The sequence below is a fragment of the Streptomyces sp. NBC_00370 genome (genome assembly GCF_036084755.1).
In the GTDB taxonomy this organism is placed as follows: domain Bacteria; phylum Actinomycetota; class Actinomycetes; order Streptomycetales; family Streptomycetaceae; genus Streptomyces.
Map to the genome: position 1 here is coordinate 246,118 of NZ_CP107968.1, position 17,044 is coordinate 263,161.

The window sequence follows — 17,044 nt, forward strand, 5'->3', positions numbered from 1 at the left end:
CGTCGGCAGCCTACATGTACCCAATAAGGTCCGTCATTCACTTCAGTTGACGAGTTCTCCGTCATGGGCCATCGTGGTGGCGCACCAGCCGACTCGCCTCAGGAAGAGGGCAGATGCGGACCCCCTACACCTTCACCGTCGCGGACCCCGACTTCTACGAACCTCTGGACGCCACCCCACCGGACGGCGGGGAACTGCGTCCCACCTCCGTACGAGCGGGCTGGCACGGCACCCCGTCGGGAATCTGGACCATGTGGCGGCACGACGACCTCACGGTCGTGCCGGCCGGCTGGAAGGTCCATGTCTCCGCGCGGCCAGGGCGCCTTGAGCACGTCCTGGACGTGGTGGCCGGCATCTGCTGCGACCAGGACGTCGCCTTCAAGCACCTGTCCACCCGCCTCTTCTACGGCTGGACCCACCAGAAGCACGCGTCCCGCCCGCAGAGCGGCAAATTCTGCGCCGCCTATCCCGCGGACCCCCACGCCGCCCGCCGACTGATGGAGTCCCTCAGCGAGGCACTGGCGGACGAGGAGGGTCCCTACATCCTCAGCGACCGGCGGTTCGGCACCTCCCGCACGGTGCACTACCGGTACGGATCCTTTCTGCGCCAGCAGCAGGTGCGCGCCGACGGCACACCGATGCTGCTGGTTCCCGACGGCGCCGGGCGGCTGGTCGAGGACAGACGCGGGGTGTCGTTCCACCTGCCCGCCGGCGTCGAGGACCCCTTCCTGGAGGAAACCCCTCCACTGGCGGGCGGGACCAGTTTCGGCGGCTACACCTTCGAGGCCGCGTTGCGCCACAGCAACGGCGGCGGCGCCTACCGCGGCCGTCATGAGGCCACCGGACGGAAGGTCTTCATCAAGGAGGCCAGGGCGCACACCGGTATCGGCGCCGGCGGCGCCAACGCACAACAGCGGCTGCGCGCCGAGTGGGAGACGCTGCGGGCACTGCACGCCGCCGTCCCGGGCCTCGCGCCGGAGCCGCTGGCGCACTTCTCCGAGTGGGAACACGACTTCCTGGTCACCGAGTTCGTCGAGGGTGAGTCGCTGAACGGCTGGACGGTGACGCACAACCCACTGATCCGCCGCGACGCGGACGCCGCCGAATTCGCCGACTACTACCGCCGCTGTGAGGCGATCCTGGAACGCACCGACGAGGTCATGGACCGGCTGCACCGCGCCGGTTATCTCTTCGTCGATGTCAGCCCCGGCAACCTGCTGGTCTCGGACGACGACGAGGTCCGGCTGATCGACTTCGAATCCGCGCACCGCATCGGCACCCCGTTCGTCGCCTCCGGCACCCCCGGATACACCCCGCCGGCCGCCCTCGTGGGCGACGACCCTGCCGTCTACGACGCCTACGGGCTCAGCGCCTTGGCCCTGTTGATGCTGTGCCCGCTGCACCAGGTGGTCCAGCGTGCTCCGGCCGCCCTCAGCTACATACGCCACGGTCTGAAGCTGCGCGGATGCGACATCCCGCCGGCCCTGTGGCAGCGCGCCACGCGCTTTCACCACGACGGTACCGACGCCGGGGGCCACACCCCGGCCGGCGGACCGCTCGCCCTTCCCTCACCGGAGCGCGTCGTCGACGCCCCCGAGGAGAGCCTCGCAGCGCTGCGCGACCGCGTCGCCGACGCTCTGATCGCGATGGCCGATCCCGGGCATCCGCGCCGGGTGTTCCCCACCGTCCCCGAGGGCCATCTGGCCAACACCCTGTGTCTGGCCTACGGCACGGCCGGCGTGGTGCATGCCCTGCGCAGGTCGGGCAGGGCGCTGCCCGACACCGTCCTCGAACGGCTGCGCACGGACACGCTGCGTACCGCTGACGCCCTCGGCCCCGGGCTGCAGACCGGACTCGCCGGCATCGCGTGGGTGCTCGCCGACTGCGGACACACACAGGAGGCCGTCGATCTGCTCGACACGGCCGACAGCCACTCGCTGACCAGGACGGACGTCACTCTCGCCGGTGGCGGGGCGGGCGTCGCTCTCGCCCGTCTCGCGCTGTACGGGCACACCGGCGACGCACGCCACCTGGAACGGGCGGCCGAACTGGCCGACGGCATGTCCGGGGCACCGCACACGCTGACACCTCGGCTGGGGCCCGACGACGCCACCGGACTCTGGCACGGCAGGACGGGTGTGGCGCTCATGCTCCAGCAACTGGCCGCTGTCACCGGCGACAAGAGCTACCTCGACCAGGGCCTGCCGCTGCTGCACGCCGAGTTGGACCGGGAGTGCGACCCGACAGCCGCCCACATGTCGTTCCCCGTCTCCACCACCGATGTGCGCCGCATGCCGTATCTGTACTGCGGCTCCGCCGGTGTGCTGCACGTCGCGACCCGCTACCTGCGGGACACGGACGACGAGCGGCTGGCCGGGGCGACACCACGCCTGTTGAAGGCGCTCACCACCAACTACACCGGTATGAGCGGCCTGTGCCAGGGGCTCTCCGGACTCGCGCTCACGCTCGCCGAGCACGCCGAGCTGACCGGGTCCCAGGAGAGCCGGCGTCTCGCGATCGACGCGGCGGCCGGGCTGTTCGCCCACGCCGTGCCGCATCCCACCGGTGTGCGCTTCCTCGGCGACCAGATGCTGCGGATGAGCGCGGACCTGTGGAGCGGAAGCGCCGGTGTACTGCTCGCCCTCGACGAAGTCCTCTCCCCTGCGCCCGATCCGCTGTTCACCGTGGACGCCGTCGCAGCCTCCCGAGCCTGACCCGACCCCCCATCACTCCCGGCCGTCACAAGGGCGACCGGGTTCGTCCCACCGCACACACCAGAGGAGTTCACCATGCAGCAGGTACTCAACCTCCAGGAGCTGGAGACCGAACACACCGTGGACGAGAACGGCGTGATCATCGCGAGCGACTTCAGCACGTTCGCGTGTGACAGCAACGTCAGCGTCGTCGTCTGCTAACACGCTCACCGGCCCGGCCGGGCCACGGCGGCGGCCACCCCAGGACGGGTGAGCCGCCGCCGGCTTCGCCGCCCCCGCCCTGAGAGGGACCATGACACTCCGCTGTCCGGACGACGTTCATGACGCACGGCCCGGCGCCCGCAGCATCGTGACACATCCGCTCGCCCACGGCCCCGCCGGACCCGCTCGCCGGTCGTTGCTCCGTGAACTCGGCGCGGGAGAACCGGAGTGGGCGGCGGCCCTGTCCGCCCTGCCGGACGCCGCCCTGCGTGAACTGGCCCGCACCGGCCTGTGTTCACCGGCTCCGGTACCCGCCGCCGGCTCCCGGTGGCTGCGGGAATCCGCCGCACTGACACCGGAGCAGACCGCCGCCACCCAGTACGCCGCTGTGCTGGGCGCCCCGTTCTCCCCCACCCTGCTGACCGCGGTCAGCGGCTGGCCGCTCCGCCACACTCTCGCCGTCCTCGACGAACTCGTCGCACTGGGCATCGTACGCGAGGACGAGTCAGGGACACCGCTCTTCCGCTTCCGCCACCCGCTGACCCGCGTACTGACCTACACGCGCGTCCCGCCCGGCCGTCGCATCACCGTCCACGCGGCGGCGGCCCACGCTCTCGCCCGGATCGGCGCCCCGCTCCCCCAGCAGGCAGCCCACCTCGCCCGATGCGCACCTCCAGGCGACACCGAGGCGGCGAATCTGCTGTGCGGCGCCGCCCGCCAGATCCTGGACACGCAGCCCGACGACGCAGCCGACTGGCTCCGCGCCGCGCTGCGGATCCAGCCCGCCGACGAGGACGGCGCAGCCGCGGTCCTGCGTACCCGGATCCTGTTGTGCGTCGCCGCGTCACGGTCCGGCCGGCGGGCCGAAGTACAGCGCCTGATACCTCTGGTGCTGGCTTCGCCCGGCCTGCCCCCGGCCGGACGCGGCCGGCTCGTCGCCATGTACGCGCGCATGGAGGACAGCCTCGGCCGGCACCGCGAGGCACGCGCACTGCTCGACACCGAATTGTCCGGCGCCGGAACGCCCACCAGCAGCCGGACGACGGTGTGCCCCTCCGTGACCGACACCCTGCGACTGCGCTCGGCGGCGCTGAGCGCGGCCACCGGCGACCTGCCCGCCGTACGCGCCCAGTTCGCCGCCCTCTCGGCCGGTCCCACCACCGGCGACATGGTCCGGCGCATGACCACGGCGGCGACCTGGGCACTGGGTACGGTCCTCTCCTGCGACAGTACCGACCGGGAGGACGCGGTCGCTGACGCCACCCGAAAGGCCGACCTGCTCGCCGACTCAGCCTTGCAGGACGTCCTGGACGCGGCCGTCCGGCTCGGCCTGGCACAGAACTTGACGGGCCGTCACACAAGCGCCTCTCACCTGCTGTCCCGGGCACTGCGGTGCGCCCGCTTCGGCGGACGCACCGCCGACCTGCCCCCGTTGCTGCTCGGCCACGCCTGGGCCGAGGCCGCGCTCGGCAGACTCGCCACCGCGTCGGCATCGGCGGCCGAGGCGGAGGAGACAGCCCGCCTGCTGGACTGTGCCGAACTCGCCCACCAGGCACAGCTGGTACGCGGCTGGGTCGTGCTGTGGGCGTCGGGCCACGAGGCGGCTGAGCCACTGGTACGTGACCTGCCGTACCGGAGCGACCTTCCCGACGGGATCCGGCACTCGGCCACGGCCCTGCTGGCAACGCTCCATCTCGAAGCGGGGCGACCGGAGGAGAGCCTGCAGCTCATGCTGTCCGCCACCGCCGACGCCCCCGTGCCGACCGCCCCCACGACACGACCGGCCCGCTGGTGGTCCCTCGCGTCCCGCGCCGCGACAGCTGCCGGCCACCTCACAGCCGCGCGAAGGTGGGCGTCGACGGCTCGCGCCGCCGCTGATGCCTCGCGGCTCCCCGCCGACCGTGCCGCCGTGCTCCTGGCCGAAGCGGCGCTCGCCCCCGATCGGGACGCGATCCCGTTGCTGACGGACGTGGTCGAACAGCACGCGCACGACGGGTCCCTGCTGCTGGAATGCCGTGTCCGCCTGCTGCTGGCCCGACGGCTGATCAGCACGGACCGCCTGTCGGAGGCCGCCTTCCACACCGGACTCACGAAGCGCCGCGCCGAGCAGTGCGGTTCGCAGTACCTACGGCACCTGGCCGTCGACGTCCAGCGTGCGATCGGCGCCCGTCATCCGCGCGTGTCAGGTGACACGGACGGCGAGGACGCCTCGGAGACCGGTCTCTCGCAGCGCGAGCGCCAGATCCTGCGCATGGTCTGCCGCGGCCTGTCCAACCGGGACATCGCGGGCGCCCTGTTCGTCTCCGTCAAGACCGTCGAAGCCCATCTCACCCGCGTCTTCCGTAAGACGGGCACCCGGTCGCGGGCGGCACTGGTGGCCACGTTCGCAACGGCGCGACCGGCCTTGGCGCTGTCCGACAGCCGGGGTCCTTCCGACCCCGCTCTACGTTCCGCGCCCCGCGGTTGATCGCTGTCCCGCTCTGCTCGGGCCGCCCACTCCAGCCCTCACTCCGGCCGCTCTGCCGGGTCCGGCACGGTGGCGAGTACGGGGCGCGGGCGCGGAACGTGCGGCGCAGTGCCGTCCCAGTGGCCCACGAGCGCGGCATAGCCGGGCTCCGTGCCCAGCAGTTCGGCGTGCGTGCCGCAGACCACGCGGGTGCCGTCGAGCAGCAGTACGCGTCGCCCGCGCAGGGCCGACGCGAGGCGGTGGGCGACGACGACGAGCGTGCCGGGCCTGGCGGCGAAGGCCGCCTCCACCACTGCCTCACTCGCCATGTCGAGGTGGCAGGTGGCCTCGTCGAGCAGGACAACGGGCGCGCTCGACAGATAGGTACGCGCGGCTGCGACGAGTTGCCGTTCGCCACTGGACAGCGAGGCCGCCGGATCGTCCAGCAGCACGTCGTAGCCGCCGAGCCGGTCCACCACGGGCCCGAGCCCCACCGCGAGTGCTGCGGCGTCAACAGCCGCCGTATCCGCTTCGGGGGCGAGATAGCGGAGGTTGTCGCGGAGGGTGCCGCGGAAGACGTACGCCTCCTGCGGCAGCAGCGCGACAACACCCGGGCGCTCGGTCTCGGGGAGGTTGTCGACCCGCCGCCCTCCGATCAGCACCTCGCCCCCGGACGGCCGTTCCAGACCGGCGAGCAGCCCGGCCAGGGTCGACTTGCCGACACCGCTCGCTCCGACCACGACGAGGTGGTCTCCCTCCGCGATGGTCAGCCGCACGTCCTTCAGAACCGGTTCGGCGTGCGGCCCGTAGGCGAACGTCAGATTCTCGACCCGCGCGGCGTGGCCCGTCGGCGCGTCCGCGCGTACCTGGTCCGGCGACGGGTCGCCGGACGGTTCCGTCACGGCGGCCAGCCGTTCCAGTACGACATGGAGTTGGCTCCACAGTCCGGCCACCGTGCCGGTCAGCATCTGAAGAGCGGGCACCAGGCTGCTGCTGACGTACAGCGTCGCTCCGACCACCTCACCGGCGCTGGCCGTCCCGCCGGTGACCAATGCCGGGCCCACCAACAGGAGCAAAAACAGCGGGAGTTGGCCACCGAGCAGGACGATGGGAACGCGCGCTGCGGCTGCCCAGGCAACCGCGACGGACGCCTGGGCGCTGGCCCGGACGCTGCGCTCGGCGCTCGCGCAGGCGAACTCCGTCGCGCCGATGGCAGCGATGTCCCGGCCGGCGGCCAGCACGGCCCCGGTGGACGCTGCCACGTCCTCCTCGGCGATGACCGCCGTTCTCCTGCGCCGGCTGACCGCCCTCATGGAGGCGAGGAAGGCGACGAGCGCGGCGACGAGTGGCAGTACGACCACGGCGGCGAGCACCGGGGCGAGCGCGGCAAGACCGATGAGGGTGGCGACCAGGGTGACCGCGAGCGGACGGGCTGTCCGCATCAGCGCGCCCACAACCAGCCGCACCGTGTCGACCTGGCTGGTCATCCGCGACACACCGGCCGCGTCCGCGCCACTGCCGTCCCGGACGGCCTGGCGGAGTGTCGCGCCGACCACGGTGGTCACCAGCGCGTCCCGCATCGGCTCGATACAGGCGGCCAGCGGGTCGAAGAGCGCGCGCTCAGCCACGGCCCTGGCGACGTACAACAGGGCGAGAAGCCCGATCCACATCAGCCCCTCGGCGGGTTCACCCGCGAGGAACCCCCGGTCCAGCGCTGCGGCGAGCGACCAGCCCGACCCCAGGGCAGGGCCTGCCTCCAGCACCGACCAGCAGGCGATACGCCGCAGGGGGCGGCCGGAACCGCGCAGTGACTGCGCCAACAGCTGTGCCGCGGGGCTGCGGAGCGCCGTCGCGCGCAGTCTCGTGCTCACACCGGTGAAGGCCACGGCACCTCCCGCTCGGTCGCCGGATCAGCGTCGGCCGCGAAGACCGCGCGGTAGTCCGGGTGGTGCCACAACTCGCGGTGCGGTCCCACCGCGCGGATCCGTCCCTCGTGCAGCCAGGCGACGGCGTCACAGCGTGCGGCCGTGGTGACGCGGTGCGCCACGACGAGCCGGGTCCGCCCGGACAGCGCGCCGGTCACCGCCTCACTCACCTCGGCCTCGGTGACCGTGTCGAGCCCGGAGGTCGCGTCGTCGAGTACGTACACCCGGGCGGGCCTGACCAGCGCCCGCGCCAGTCCGAGCCGCTGTCGTTCCCCGCCGGACAGGGGCGCGTGGGCCGACGGCGTGTCGTAGCCGGCGGGCAGCCTGCGGATGAAGCCGTCGGCCCGCGCCGCCCTCGCGGCCTGCTCCACCGCCCGGCGGCTCACATCCGGTCTGCCGTAGGCGATCACGTCATGGACGCTCTCCCCGATCAGCGCCGGGCGCTCGAAGGCGTACGTCACGGCGTTCCGCAGTTCGTCGAAGGTCAGGTCCCGCACGGGTACGCCGTCGAGTACGACTTCTCCCTCGTCGGGGTCGCCCAGCCGGCCGAGCAGCCCCGCCAGCACGCTCTTGCCCGCGCCGGTCCTGCCGACCAGGGCCATCGACCGGCCTGCGGGCAGGGCCAGGTGTGCCCGGTCGAGGACCAAGGAACCGCCGGCGGAGCGGACGGTGACGTCCTTCAGCAGGACGGACCCCGGCCCCGTCGTGCCGGTGACCGGGCCGGCGGCGGGCAGGGGATGGGCGAGGGCGCCGGCGATCCGGCCGGCGGCCGCGCGGGCCTGCGCGAGCGACAGCAGGGCGTCCACCTGCTGGAGTGCGCCGATGGCGAGTTTGACGTAGCCGGCCACGGCCAGGAGCTCTCCCGGGGACAACCGGCCCTGGGCGACGCCGAGTCCCGCCACGGCGAGTGCCAGTGCCTCGGTGAGCGACACCAGTAGCCCGAACTGCCAGACCGTCGACTTCTGCAGCCGCCACATCGCGTGTCCGGCGGCCGACACGGCACCCAACGGGGCCAGGACGCGTTCGGTCTCCGTGGCCAGTGTTCCCGAGGCCCGGATCGTCCTCGCCCCGGTCAGCGCGCCGAGCAGCCGGGTCGCGAGGTCCGCCTGCGCACCCAGATAGGCGCTCTGCGCCTCGGTCACCCGGCCGACGAACCGCCGGGCTATCAGCACCGACAGGGGCACGCCCAGGGTGAAGGCAGCCGCGGTCCGCAGGTCGATCGCCCAGAGGGCGCCGAAGCCCGCGAGCGCCCCCGCCAGTGAGACCGCGGACTGCGCAGCCGCCGCGGGCAGCGCGCCGGCCTGCGGTGCGGCCTGGGTGATCTGGGTGACCGCCTCACCCGGGGAAAGCGGCGAACGTGGCTGGAGCGCGAGCAGTTGCCTGATGATCCTTCCGCGCAGCAGGCGCGTTCCACGCCCCGTTCCGGCGGCTCCCAGCGGGCCCATCACCGCGTCGCACAGCGCGATGGCGGCGACGGCGGCGCCCCACAGGAGCGCCCGGCTCCCGTGCCCTGCGCTGTCACCGTCGAGCACCGCGTTGACGGCCGCGGAGAGCAGCGCCGGGACGGCGATCGAGATCCCGACGCGGGTGACCATCACCAGCACGAGCAGCGTCAACGGCCGCCGCGTGTCGTGTGCGACGTCCTTGAGCAGGCGCCCGCCATGGGTGGCGGAGTCACGCCGTTCGAGGGTGGTCACCGCTCGCCTCCCCGGTGCGCGCGGACAGCATGCGTGCGGCGTACCGCAACGTACTCAGCAGGGAGGGCATGCCGGCGGAGACCGGGGTGCCGTCATGTGCGGAGACCGCGGGTGCCATCGGGACGACATGATGACCGTCCTGCTCCAGCAGTTCCAGGTTGCGGCGAACCGACGGACGGGCCAGGGCGCCTTCGGGGATCGCGGGGGCGAAGAAGGTGGGTGCGGATGTGCAGATGACCGTCGTCAGGGCCAGGCTGTCGGTCATCCCCGCAGCGCACTTGGCGATGAAGTTGGTGGTCGCGGGAGCCACGATGACCAGGTCGGCCCACTCGGCGAGTTCCTTGTGCGGCACCACGCCCTGCGAGGTGTCCCAGTCGGGACCTTCGACCGGCGACTGGGCGACAGCGGCCAGCGCCTGACGGGACACCAGGGACGCCGCGGAGTGGGTCAGGCACACTCGCACCGACCAGCCGTACCGCGTCCGCGCCAGCATGACCCACTCGGGCAGGGCGGTGACGGAGATGCCGCCGGCCGCGACGAACAACAGATGCCCACGTGGCAGGACGAGCGGTGGCAGCCCGTCGCGTCGTGCGCCGCGCAGCTGTGGCGTGGGGTCGGTTGTCACCGTTGCTCTCCGCTCTTCTCCGGTCCGGTGACCGGTGCGCTCCCACTGGCCGCACCGGTCACCGGCCTCACGTCAGGTCAGTTGGTGACGTTGCAGCTGATGGCACAGGTGCTGCCACCGTTGCAGGTGTGTCCCTCACAGAGGATCAGCGACTGCTCCTGGGCCTCCTCGCCCGTCAGCAGTTGCAGGGCATCGAGGTCGCTCTCCATGTCTTCTCCTTCTGGGATGGTTCTCGGTGGTTCTCGGTGGTTCTCTGTCGGTGGGCGTGGGTGCCCGTCAGCGGGTCAGCCGGTCACTGAGCAGGTGCCGCCCGGAGAGCAGGAAACCCCACAGGTCACGGTGCAGGCGATGGCGGTTTCCTCGGCCTCGGCCGGCAGTAGTTGCAGCGCTTCGAGCTCTGTTTCCATGAATGGTCTCCGTTCCGGTGGAGGGCACCGCGGACGCGGTGTCCGGATCGACGGGCCGGCCGCTCCCAGCGGCTCAGCGGGGGGTGTGAGCGGATTCGGCAGGCAGGTCGGCCATCCACGGCCGTGGTCCGCCGTGCGTGAGGCGCAGCAGGAAGGAAACAGCGCCGGCCAGGCCGGTCTGCGCGTCGGGGCGTACTGACGTTCCCGACTCGTCCGGTACGACGAACAGCCCGTCGCGGAGCACGGCGCGCAGCCGCAGGACCGAGGCCAGGTCGCAGGCCCAGTCCCGGTAGGGACCTTCGGGTACGGCGTCGGCGAGATCGAGGAGGAAGTCTCCGTCGCCGGCGATCCCGTGGCAGGCAGCGGTCGAGGCGGTCGAGCGGACGGCGTGCACCGCCGCACCGGCCTGCTCCGCGAGGCGCAGGTGAGCGCTGTCGCCCGTCGCGCGCCACAGGCGCAGCAGAAACGTGCCGATCCCTGACGCGCCGGAACACCAGTGGTACAGCAGGCCGGTCCCTGGCTCATGATCCAGGTCGGAGCGCCAGCGCGCCCCCCACGGGCCCAGTTCGGCTTCCGCCGCGAGGGTGGCGCCGGCAGCGACGGCCAGATCCGTGTACTCCTGGCACCCGGTCGCCTGACCCGCCCCGAGCAGGAAGGAAGCCACACCGGCCACACCGTGCCCGAAACCGAGGTGCCGGATACCGGCGAGGACCGAGTCGAAGTCCTCGGGTACGGGCCACACCGTCCGGCCACGCACGGTCTCGGCGCGAGCGGTCAACCCGTCGGCGCAGGTGATGACGCGTTCGAGGAAGGCGGGCTCGCCGGTCGCCTGCCAGAAGTGCAGCTGGGCCAGGCCCGCCCCGGCGGCGCCGTGGCACACATCGGGGTTGGGCCACTGTACGGGCACGGCCAGCGCCAGGTCGGCCGCCCTGCGGGCCATCGTCGGATCGTCCAGGCGGCGCGCCGCGTCGTGCAGCGCCCAGGCCGTCCCCGCTCGGCCGAAGTACAAGCCTGGCAGCAAGCGCGGCACGTCTTCGCGCCGTTCGTCGGTCCACTGCGCCAACCGCTCCAGGGAATGCCGCAGTTCGTCGCGGTCGACAAGTTCGGATGCCCGGCCCAGCACGGCCAGCACGCCCGCCGAACCGTGCTGGACGGCACACGGGTCGGTGGTGTCTCCGAAGGAGCCGCTTTTCCAGAGCCGTTCACCGGGGTGCGGACGGAGTGCGTGGACCAGGTAGGTGAGGCCGTCGTCCACGAGTCTGCGTACGTCGGGAAGGGCGCCGGCTGGTTCAACCGGTGGGGGCTTAGGTGACGCGGCGGTTGCCCCTGCTGTCGGCGTCCGACCGGCCAGGTATTCACCCAACTGCTCCGCATTCCAGCGCAGTTCGGGTTCCGCCACCATCAGGCCGAGGATCGCGGGCGCCAGTGTCGGCACGGCCGGGCGCTCCGAGCGCATCAGGGCCAACAGGGCGCTGACGCGCTCCTCCGGTGAGCGGGCGGCGCGGTTGTCCTCGGCCCCGTCAGCCGCGTCGTCGTCTGCTGTGTCGTCATCCGTCGTGTCGTCGTCCGCAGCGAAGGCCGGGGCCACACCGGTGGTGAGGTAGCACAGGACAGCGCCCAGTGCGAACAGGTCGACGGCGGGCCCGTGGGCGGGTCCGATGCGCGGCACCGCACACTGTTCCGGCGCCCCGAACCCCGGTGTGTAGGCACGATAAGTCCACTCGTCCGGACGTCTCGCCCATTCGGGGTCGATCAGCCAGAGCCGCTCGTCGTCGCCCACCATGATGTTGTTCGGGCTGAAGTCCTGGAGGACCAGGCCGCGTTGGTGCACTTCACCCAAGAGCCGGACCAGCCGGGCCGCCATGGAGAGCGCCGTCGCCGGGTCCACACCGGGCGCGGCGTCGGCGTACCGGTCCCGGACCCACCGGGCGAGCGTCTCTCCGCTGATCAGAGTCTCCACCAGGAAGGCGTGACCGTCCTTCTCGAACTGATCGACGACATCGGGGCAGAGCCCGTTCAGCGCGGTCAGCATGGCGGCTTCCCTGCGGAGCTGATCCCGTGCGTCACTGCCCGTCAGCCCTCCCGCGACGTGGGCACGGGCCTGCTTGACGATCACCTCGGCCCCGGTGTGTTCGTCAAGCGCGCGGTACACACCGCCCCGTGCCGAGTGCCGAATGGCTTCCTTCACCACGAACCGGTCGGCCAACAGCACCGACGAGGGCGCCGCCGGCGCCGCCGAAGCACGACCGGGCGTGCCTGCCAGAGGCAGTTCGGCCCAGGGCGGCGGACAGAACCACGGCTTGCGCGGATCGGGTACGGCGGCCCCGCCGGGCTCCCGCAACCGGGCCTCGAAGGAGCCGTCGTTGGTGAGCACAGGAACGCCCCGGAAGGCGCCGTACCGGTAGTGCACGAGACTGCCCTTGCGCAGCGGCCGGTCGGAGAGGATCGCCGGTCCTGGCAGTCCGGCGGTCGCAGCGTCGATGCGGTGGGCCAACTCGCGCAGGTGGGCGTCGTCATCGGGGTACGCGGTGAGGAACTTGCCGCACTGCGCGCGGTCGTAGGACGCCGAGGTCATCTCCTCGACCAGCTCAAGACTGCGGGCGTATTTGAACGAACAGCCGCCCGCCGCGAGGATCCGCGCAGCCCGGTCGAGGACGTGCGGCGCGGACAGCGCGGTCGCCGAGACGTGCAGCTTCCACCCCTGGACGCGCTCGGACGCCGAGGGCCGCGTCACCCGGCACCAGAAGTCCTCTTCCTCGACCGCCCATCCGGCCGCACCGACATCGTCGAGAGCCGCTCGCACCAGATGCCGGAGGGAGAGGGACGACACGGCGCGGCCTCCTGATCTTCTGCTTCGACGGTCCCGGGGAGACCGGGCCGTCCCACAGTGGCCCTCGGCGCGGGAGACGAGCATTGGGGAAACCCCTACATTGCGCCGTGCGGCGCTCCGACCTGGTCGGTCAGCCGCTCGGACCCGGCTGGTCGATCCACTCCCCCGATGTCACGACGTCGACCCCGCGGCCGGGGAAGACGCGCTCAAGGAGGAAGTCGTGGACGTCCTGCTCCGGGTCGGCGCAGGCGGCGCATTCGGTGTCACGGACAGCCTGGGCGCCTACGGCGGCACCGGGGTGGTGGCCGCGCCAGGTGCGGTCCGCGCGGGCTGGGGCAACGGCCGTCGATCCGAGTCTCCAGCGCCCAAACTTGTCTCGTCTGCGCTCATGACCCCATGGGGCGGCGCACCGGGCCGATGAGGGTGGTACCCGTTTTCCTACCGAAAAGCCTTCTCTGGTTGTTCCCCACCTGCGTGCCGATGCTGGATCCATGAACATCACCTTCATCACCGGGGCCAACAAGAGCCTCGGTTTCGAGACCGCCCGGCGCCTCACTTCCCTGGGCCACACCGTGCTCCTCGGCGCCCGGGATCCGGAGCGTGGCCAGGCCGCCGCCACCGAGCTCGGCGCCCGTTTCGTGCAGATCGACGTCACCGACGACGCTTCCGTCGCAGCGGCCGTCGCCGACATCGAGGCCCGCGAAGGGCGCGTCGACACCCTCATCAACAACGCCGGCGTACCCGGACCGGCTGTGCCCGCCGAGCAGCTCACCGCGGCCGACGCCTCGCACGTCTTCGAGACCAACGTCGTCAGCATCGTCCGCGTCACCACCGCCTTCCTGCCGCTGCTGCGTAAGGCGCAGCACCCGGCCGTGGTGAACGTCAGCAGCGGCATGGGATCACAGGCACTCACCCACGACCCCGAGCGCGTGGAATCACAGTTCTCGATGCCGCTCTACACCGCCTCCAAGGCGGCGGTGACGATGCTGACCACCCAGTACGCCAAAGCCCTGACGGGCATCCGGGTGAACGCGGCCGACCCCGGCTTCACCGCCACCGACTTCAACGGACACCGCGGCACCCAGACCGTCACGGAGGGCACCGACGCGATCGTGACACTCGCGACCGAACACCCGGACGCCGGAACGGGCCGGTTCATCGACCGCCTCGGCCCCGTCAACTGGTAAGGAATACGACCATGACACTGATCAATGACGCAGACGTCAGCGTCCCAGTCACCGTGCAGACCCGCACCACGCTCTCTCCGCGAGAAGCGTTCGACATCATCGTGCCGATCGACCTTTCCCGCGTCTTCACCGGCTGGGGCCCCTTCCCCGGCGTCCGTGGCGCGAAGAACCAGACCGGGGCGTGGGACGCGGCCGGCCAATCACGCAACCCGGACCTCACAGACGGCTCCACCGCCGTCGAGCGCCTGACCCAGTACACGGCCCCGCACTCCTTCGCCTACGAGATCACCGACTTCACCAACGCGATGCGACGCCTGGTCAGCGGCGTGCGCGGTGAATGGACCTTCAGCCCCGACGGAGACGGCACCCTCATCCGCTGGACCTACGAATTCAAGCCGCTGCCAGGACGCGCCCCGCTCCTGCGCCGGGCCGTGGCACCACTGTGGCGGCGCTACATGATTGACGGTGTGAACAAGGCGGCCCGGGTGGCGGAAGAGATCGCCCACCGACAGTGACTCACCCGCGGGCCGCACAAGGTCCCGGTTGAGGCGGGCGATGTCCTCGGTGAGGAGCTCGGCCCTCGGCTAGGAGCAGTTCGACGGCGGCGTCGATGTACCTCGTCGCCCGGAGCACGATGGCGCCTGGGGCTGCCCCTGCTGAACAATCCCGGCTGACGCCCGCCGTGGCCGATGCGTGAGGGCAGGGTCCGGCGTCACTCGATCCCCAGTTGCTCACCCCGGGCGGCCGTCGCCTTAGCATCGCCACGAACCGGACGGGCCCGTGACCTCTTCCTCCGCACGCGCTCGCCGGGCCAGGGTGCGAGCACCGCCCAAATCACCCTGCTGTCCGCCGAGTTCAGCGAACCCAGGTGTGTGAGACAGGGTGGGAGAACTGGGCCTTGTCAGAGGCAGCGGGTAGAACCGAGTAACTGACAACCCACGGCGATACTCGCGAGGCCCCCTGATGCGTCCTGCCCTGCCCCTGCCCCCGGCCGATGACGGTCCGCGGGTGTCCGGCATGTTGTTGATCCGCACCCACCACAGCGACGACGACGCGTGGCGTGACGTGCTCTCCCGCATGGGCGAACTGCCCGGTCTGGTCGCTCCGCGCGGGGGCCACGAGGCCCGCGCTGTGCCGCGGGAGCCTATCCCCCGGCGCCTGATCGTCGTGGACGACCGCGCTTGGCAGGGCGCCACCCCCGAGGAGGTGCGCGAGATCCTGGCCGCAGACAGGAGGTGGATACCCGATCTGGTCGTGCTCGCCAACGACAGGACCACGGCCAACCCTCACCTACGTCCGCTGCTGGCCTTCCGCGCCACCGATGGGGACACGTTCCGGATCACGCCCCGTCAAGCGGCCCTGACCTACCTGGTGCTGCACCGCCCGTACCAGGAGATGACCCTGGAGCATTTCGAGGAGAAGGCCCCCGCCGCACCCGAATGGGAGCCCGAGGAGGACGAGACCGCGGAGGACTGGGCAGACGACCTCCCCGATCCCATCGGCGCCAACCTGGAGTCTCTGAATCGTCCACCGCTCTATGAGCCCCCGACCCGCGCCCTGCCCGTGCTCACCCAGGAGAACTTCGGTCTGCTCGTGCGCACCGACTTCACCGATGCCGCCGCCTGGGCTTCACTCCTCGACACCACGTACCGCCCAGGGCCGGGCTATGGCGACCCCATCGACGACTTCAGCGACTACATCGACACCGTGGACGACCCGACGTTCCAGGACTCCAGCCCGGAGCAGCTCATGGCGCTGGTCCGCGACAGCCAGGACCCCGAGCAGCTGGCCGCGGACGTCGTGGTGATCGCGGACGGGACCACCATGCGCGATCCCGGCCACCGCGTGCTGGTCGTACCCCTGGAGGGTCCCATCGGGCACGCCTTCCGGATGGACCCCGAGCAAGTCGGGAGCATGGTCGGCAATCTGGCGATCGGCAACATGGACATCGAGGACTTCATGGGCGACTAGGTCCTGTCCGCGATCAGCGCCGTGGGGCGGCGGGTCGTGTCGTGCCGATCAGGAGGGACCGTGACGAAGCACTGAGCATCGGCGTCGATGGAGGCCTCACCGAGAAGGACCTGGCTGACGGCCACGGCGACGCGTTCCTCGGCCTTCCGCTCCTCACTCTCCGCTCTACCGGAGGCACGTTCCGTACGCCATAGTGGAACAGGGGAATCGACCGGGGGGATCTTCATGATCGAGCAGGCGTACGTTCAAGCCGTCGACCAGACCACACCGACGATCCAGGCCATCAGGGCGCGGATCTCGCAGGCGGTGGATGCGACGCCGGGCCCCGCCCTCGACCGCCTCAAGTTCTGGTTGCAGATGCCGACAGATTCCATGTTCATGGGAATGATGGACAACGACTGTCAGGTGCGCGCTCGAAGGGTGGGCGCTCTGTTGAGCCCGGGAGCAGGGGGATTGTACGAGCCCTCGGACCTCTCGGTGCCGTTGACGACAGAAAGCAAATGGGCCGCTGTCGGCGAAGCCGTGAAGGCCGACCGTGCCGTATTCATCAACGGTTCGGCCGGGCACGTGGGCGGGAGCGAGAGCAAGTTCAACAACAAGCACAACACCGGTTTTCATGTGATCGTCTTCTTGGCCGTCGGGCAGGAGCCCTCCGCACGCCCCTACTATCTGGGCTTCGACCCGGACGTCAGCGCCACAGTGGAGTCTCGGGCGAAGTGGAAACCGTTGGTCGTCGGCGGCACCGAGACGGCGGCGCGGAAATTCGATGACGCGAAGAGCGTTCAGGTCCTCAAAGCCATGGTCCTCGGCGACTCGCAGGACGGATTCGGCCCGCTGGTCCGCAAGTACTACGTCGACACGGACAAGGCCTTCCCTAAGATCGCCCGCGGCTGAGCGCGCTCCACGCGGTGACCCCGCCGGCGTAGCCTTCGGCGCGCTGCGCACGCTGCCGGGCGTCGGACTCCTCCCCCGCAGGCGCGGAGTGCGGACTCGTTGAGCTGCTGGTTTACACCGGTCCGGGTCGGTGTGAGTCTCATCGGA

The 17,044-nt window shown here is 71.2% G+C and carries 14 protein-coding genes; 7 read left to right on the forward strand and 7 right to left on the reverse strand.

What is annotated here, in order from left to right; genetic code table 11:
* Window positions 1–113: 113 nt before the first annotated feature.
* The 3 genes from lanKC (at window position 114) to OHS57_RS01150 (ending at window position 5,382) form a co-directional block, all read left to right on the forward strand.
* Complete coding sequence (gene lanKC, locus OHS57_RS01140) at window positions 114–2,714, forward strand: class III lanthionine synthetase LanKC (RefSeq protein WP_328580615.1); 2,601 nt, start codon at window positions 114–116, stop codon at window positions 2,712–2,714.
* Between the two features lie 75 nt (window positions 2,715–2,789).
* On the forward strand, window positions 2,790–2,915 hold the full coding sequence (locus OHS57_RS01145) for a SapB/AmfS family lanthipeptide (protein WP_107070269.1): 126 nt from the start codon (window positions 2,790–2,792) through the stop codon (window positions 2,913–2,915).
* A 91-nt stretch (window positions 2,916–3,006) separates the two neighbouring features.
* The gene (locus OHS57_RS01150; protein ID WP_328580616.1) at window positions 3,007–5,382 is read left to right on the forward strand and encodes a helix-turn-helix transcriptional regulator; all 2,376 of its coding nucleotides are present in this window, start codon (window positions 3,007–3,009) and stop codon (window positions 5,380–5,382) included.
* Between the two features lie 38 nt (window positions 5,383–5,420).
* Here OHS57_RS01150 and OHS57_RS01155 read toward each other — a convergent pair whose 3' ends face one another.
* The 6 genes from OHS57_RS01155 to lanL all read right to left on the reverse strand — a co-directional run bounded on the left by OHS57_RS01155 (window position 5,421) and on the right by lanL (window position 12,845).
* A complete protein-coding gene (locus OHS57_RS01155; protein WP_328580617.1) occupies window positions 5,421–7,247 on the reverse strand; it encodes an ABC transporter ATP-binding protein in 1,827 nt (608 codons plus the stop codon).
* A complete protein-coding gene (locus OHS57_RS01160) occupies window positions 7,229–8,983 on the reverse strand; it encodes an ABC transporter ATP-binding protein (protein ID WP_328580618.1) in 1,755 nt (584 codons plus the stop codon). Before OHS57_RS01160 ends, OHS57_RS01155 begins: the two co-directional genes overlap by 19 nt.
* Entirely contained in the window at window positions 8,961–9,608 is a 648-nt protein-coding gene (locus OHS57_RS01165) for a flavoprotein (RefSeq protein ID WP_052457480.1), read from the reverse strand. Before OHS57_RS01165 ends, OHS57_RS01160 begins: the two co-directional genes overlap by 23 nt.
* A 77-nt stretch (window positions 9,609–9,685) precedes the next feature.
* Window positions 9,686–9,817 (reverse strand): ALQxL family class IV lanthipeptide, encoded by a 132-nt coding sequence (locus tag OHS57_RS01170; protein WP_198533492.1) that lies wholly within the window; start codon window positions 9,815–9,817, stop codon window positions 9,686–9,688.
* Window positions 9,818–9,892: 75 nt separating this feature from the next.
* Complete coding sequence (locus OHS57_RS01175; protein WP_277816784.1) at window positions 9,893–10,015, reverse strand: hypothetical protein; 123 nt, start codon at window positions 10,013–10,015, stop codon at window positions 9,893–9,895.
* 73 nt (window positions 10,016–10,088) lie between these two features.
* A complete protein-coding gene (gene lanL, locus OHS57_RS01180; protein WP_328580619.1) occupies window positions 10,089–12,845 on the reverse strand; it encodes a class IV lanthionine synthetase LanL in 2,757 nt (918 codons plus the stop codon).
* A 491-nt stretch (window positions 12,846–13,336) separates the two neighbouring features.
* Here lanL and OHS57_RS01185 point away from each other — a divergent pair, with 491 nt between their 5' ends.
* From OHS57_RS01185 to OHS57_RS01195, 3 genes are all read left to right on the forward strand, one after another.
* Window positions 13,337–14,032 carry an SDR family NAD(P)-dependent oxidoreductase gene (locus tag OHS57_RS01185; RefSeq protein WP_328580620.1) on the forward strand — a complete coding sequence of 232 codons (696 nt, stop codon included), beginning with the start codon at window positions 13,337–13,339 and terminating at the stop codon, window positions 14,030–14,032.
* 11 nt (window positions 14,033–14,043) lie between these two features.
* Complete coding sequence (locus OHS57_RS01190; RefSeq protein ID WP_041999783.1) at window positions 14,044–14,547, forward strand: SRPBCC family protein; 504 nt, start codon at window positions 14,044–14,046, stop codon at window positions 14,545–14,547.
* Window positions 14,548–15,049: 502 nt separating this feature from the next.
* Window positions 15,050–16,003, forward strand: a complete 954-nt coding sequence (locus OHS57_RS01195) for a DUF6924 domain-containing protein (RefSeq protein ID WP_328580621.1) — start codon at window positions 15,050–15,052, stop codon at window positions 16,001–16,003.
* On the opposite strand, the gene OHS57_RS01200 is transcribed toward OHS57_RS01195, so the two are convergent.
* Entirely contained in the window at window positions 16,000–16,128 is a 129-nt protein-coding gene (locus OHS57_RS01200; protein WP_328580622.1) for a hypothetical protein, read from the reverse strand. The two genes, OHS57_RS01195 and OHS57_RS01200, sit on opposite strands and share 4 nt — an antisense overlap.
* A 100-nt stretch (window positions 16,129–16,228) precedes the next feature.
* Between OHS57_RS01200 and OHS57_RS01205 the strand changes: the two genes are divergently transcribed.
* A complete protein-coding gene (locus OHS57_RS01205; RefSeq protein WP_328580623.1) occupies window positions 16,229–16,897 on the forward strand; it encodes a hypothetical protein in 669 nt (222 codons plus the stop codon).
* Window positions 16,898–17,044: the final 147 nt, after the last annotated feature.

Bases quoted from the DNA above. Each gene is read 5' to 3' on its own strand.
- lanKC (WP_328580615.1), top strand. From the start codon at position 114: ATGCGGACCCCCTACACCTTCACCGTCGCGGACCCCGACTTCTACGAA.
- OHS57_RS01145 (WP_107070269.1), top strand. From the start codon at position 2,790: ATGCAGCAGGTACTCAACCTCCAGGAGCTGGAGACCGAACACACCGTG.
- OHS57_RS01150 (WP_328580616.1), top strand. From the start codon at position 3,007: ATGACACTCCGCTGTCCGGACGACGTTCATGACGCACGGCCCGGCGCC.
- OHS57_RS01170 (WP_198533492.1), bottom strand. From the start codon at position 9,817: ATGGAGAGCGACCTCGATGCCCTGCAACTGCTGACGGGCGAGGAGGCC.
- OHS57_RS01175 (WP_277816784.1), bottom strand. From the start codon at position 10,015: ATGGAAACAGAGCTCGAAGCGCTGCAACTACTGCCGGCCGAGGCCGAG.
- OHS57_RS01185 (WP_328580620.1), top strand. From the start codon at position 13,337: ATGAACATCACCTTCATCACCGGGGCCAACAAGAGCCTCGGTTTCGAG.
- OHS57_RS01190 (WP_041999783.1), top strand. From the start codon at position 14,044: ATGACACTGATCAATGACGCAGACGTCAGCGTCCCAGTCACCGTGCAG.
- OHS57_RS01195 (WP_328580621.1), top strand. From the start codon at position 15,050: ATGTTGTTGATCCGCACCCACCACAGCGACGACGACGCGTGGCGTGAC.
- OHS57_RS01205 (WP_328580623.1), top strand. From the start codon at position 16,229: ATGATCGAGCAGGCGTACGTTCAAGCCGTCGACCAGACCACACCGACG.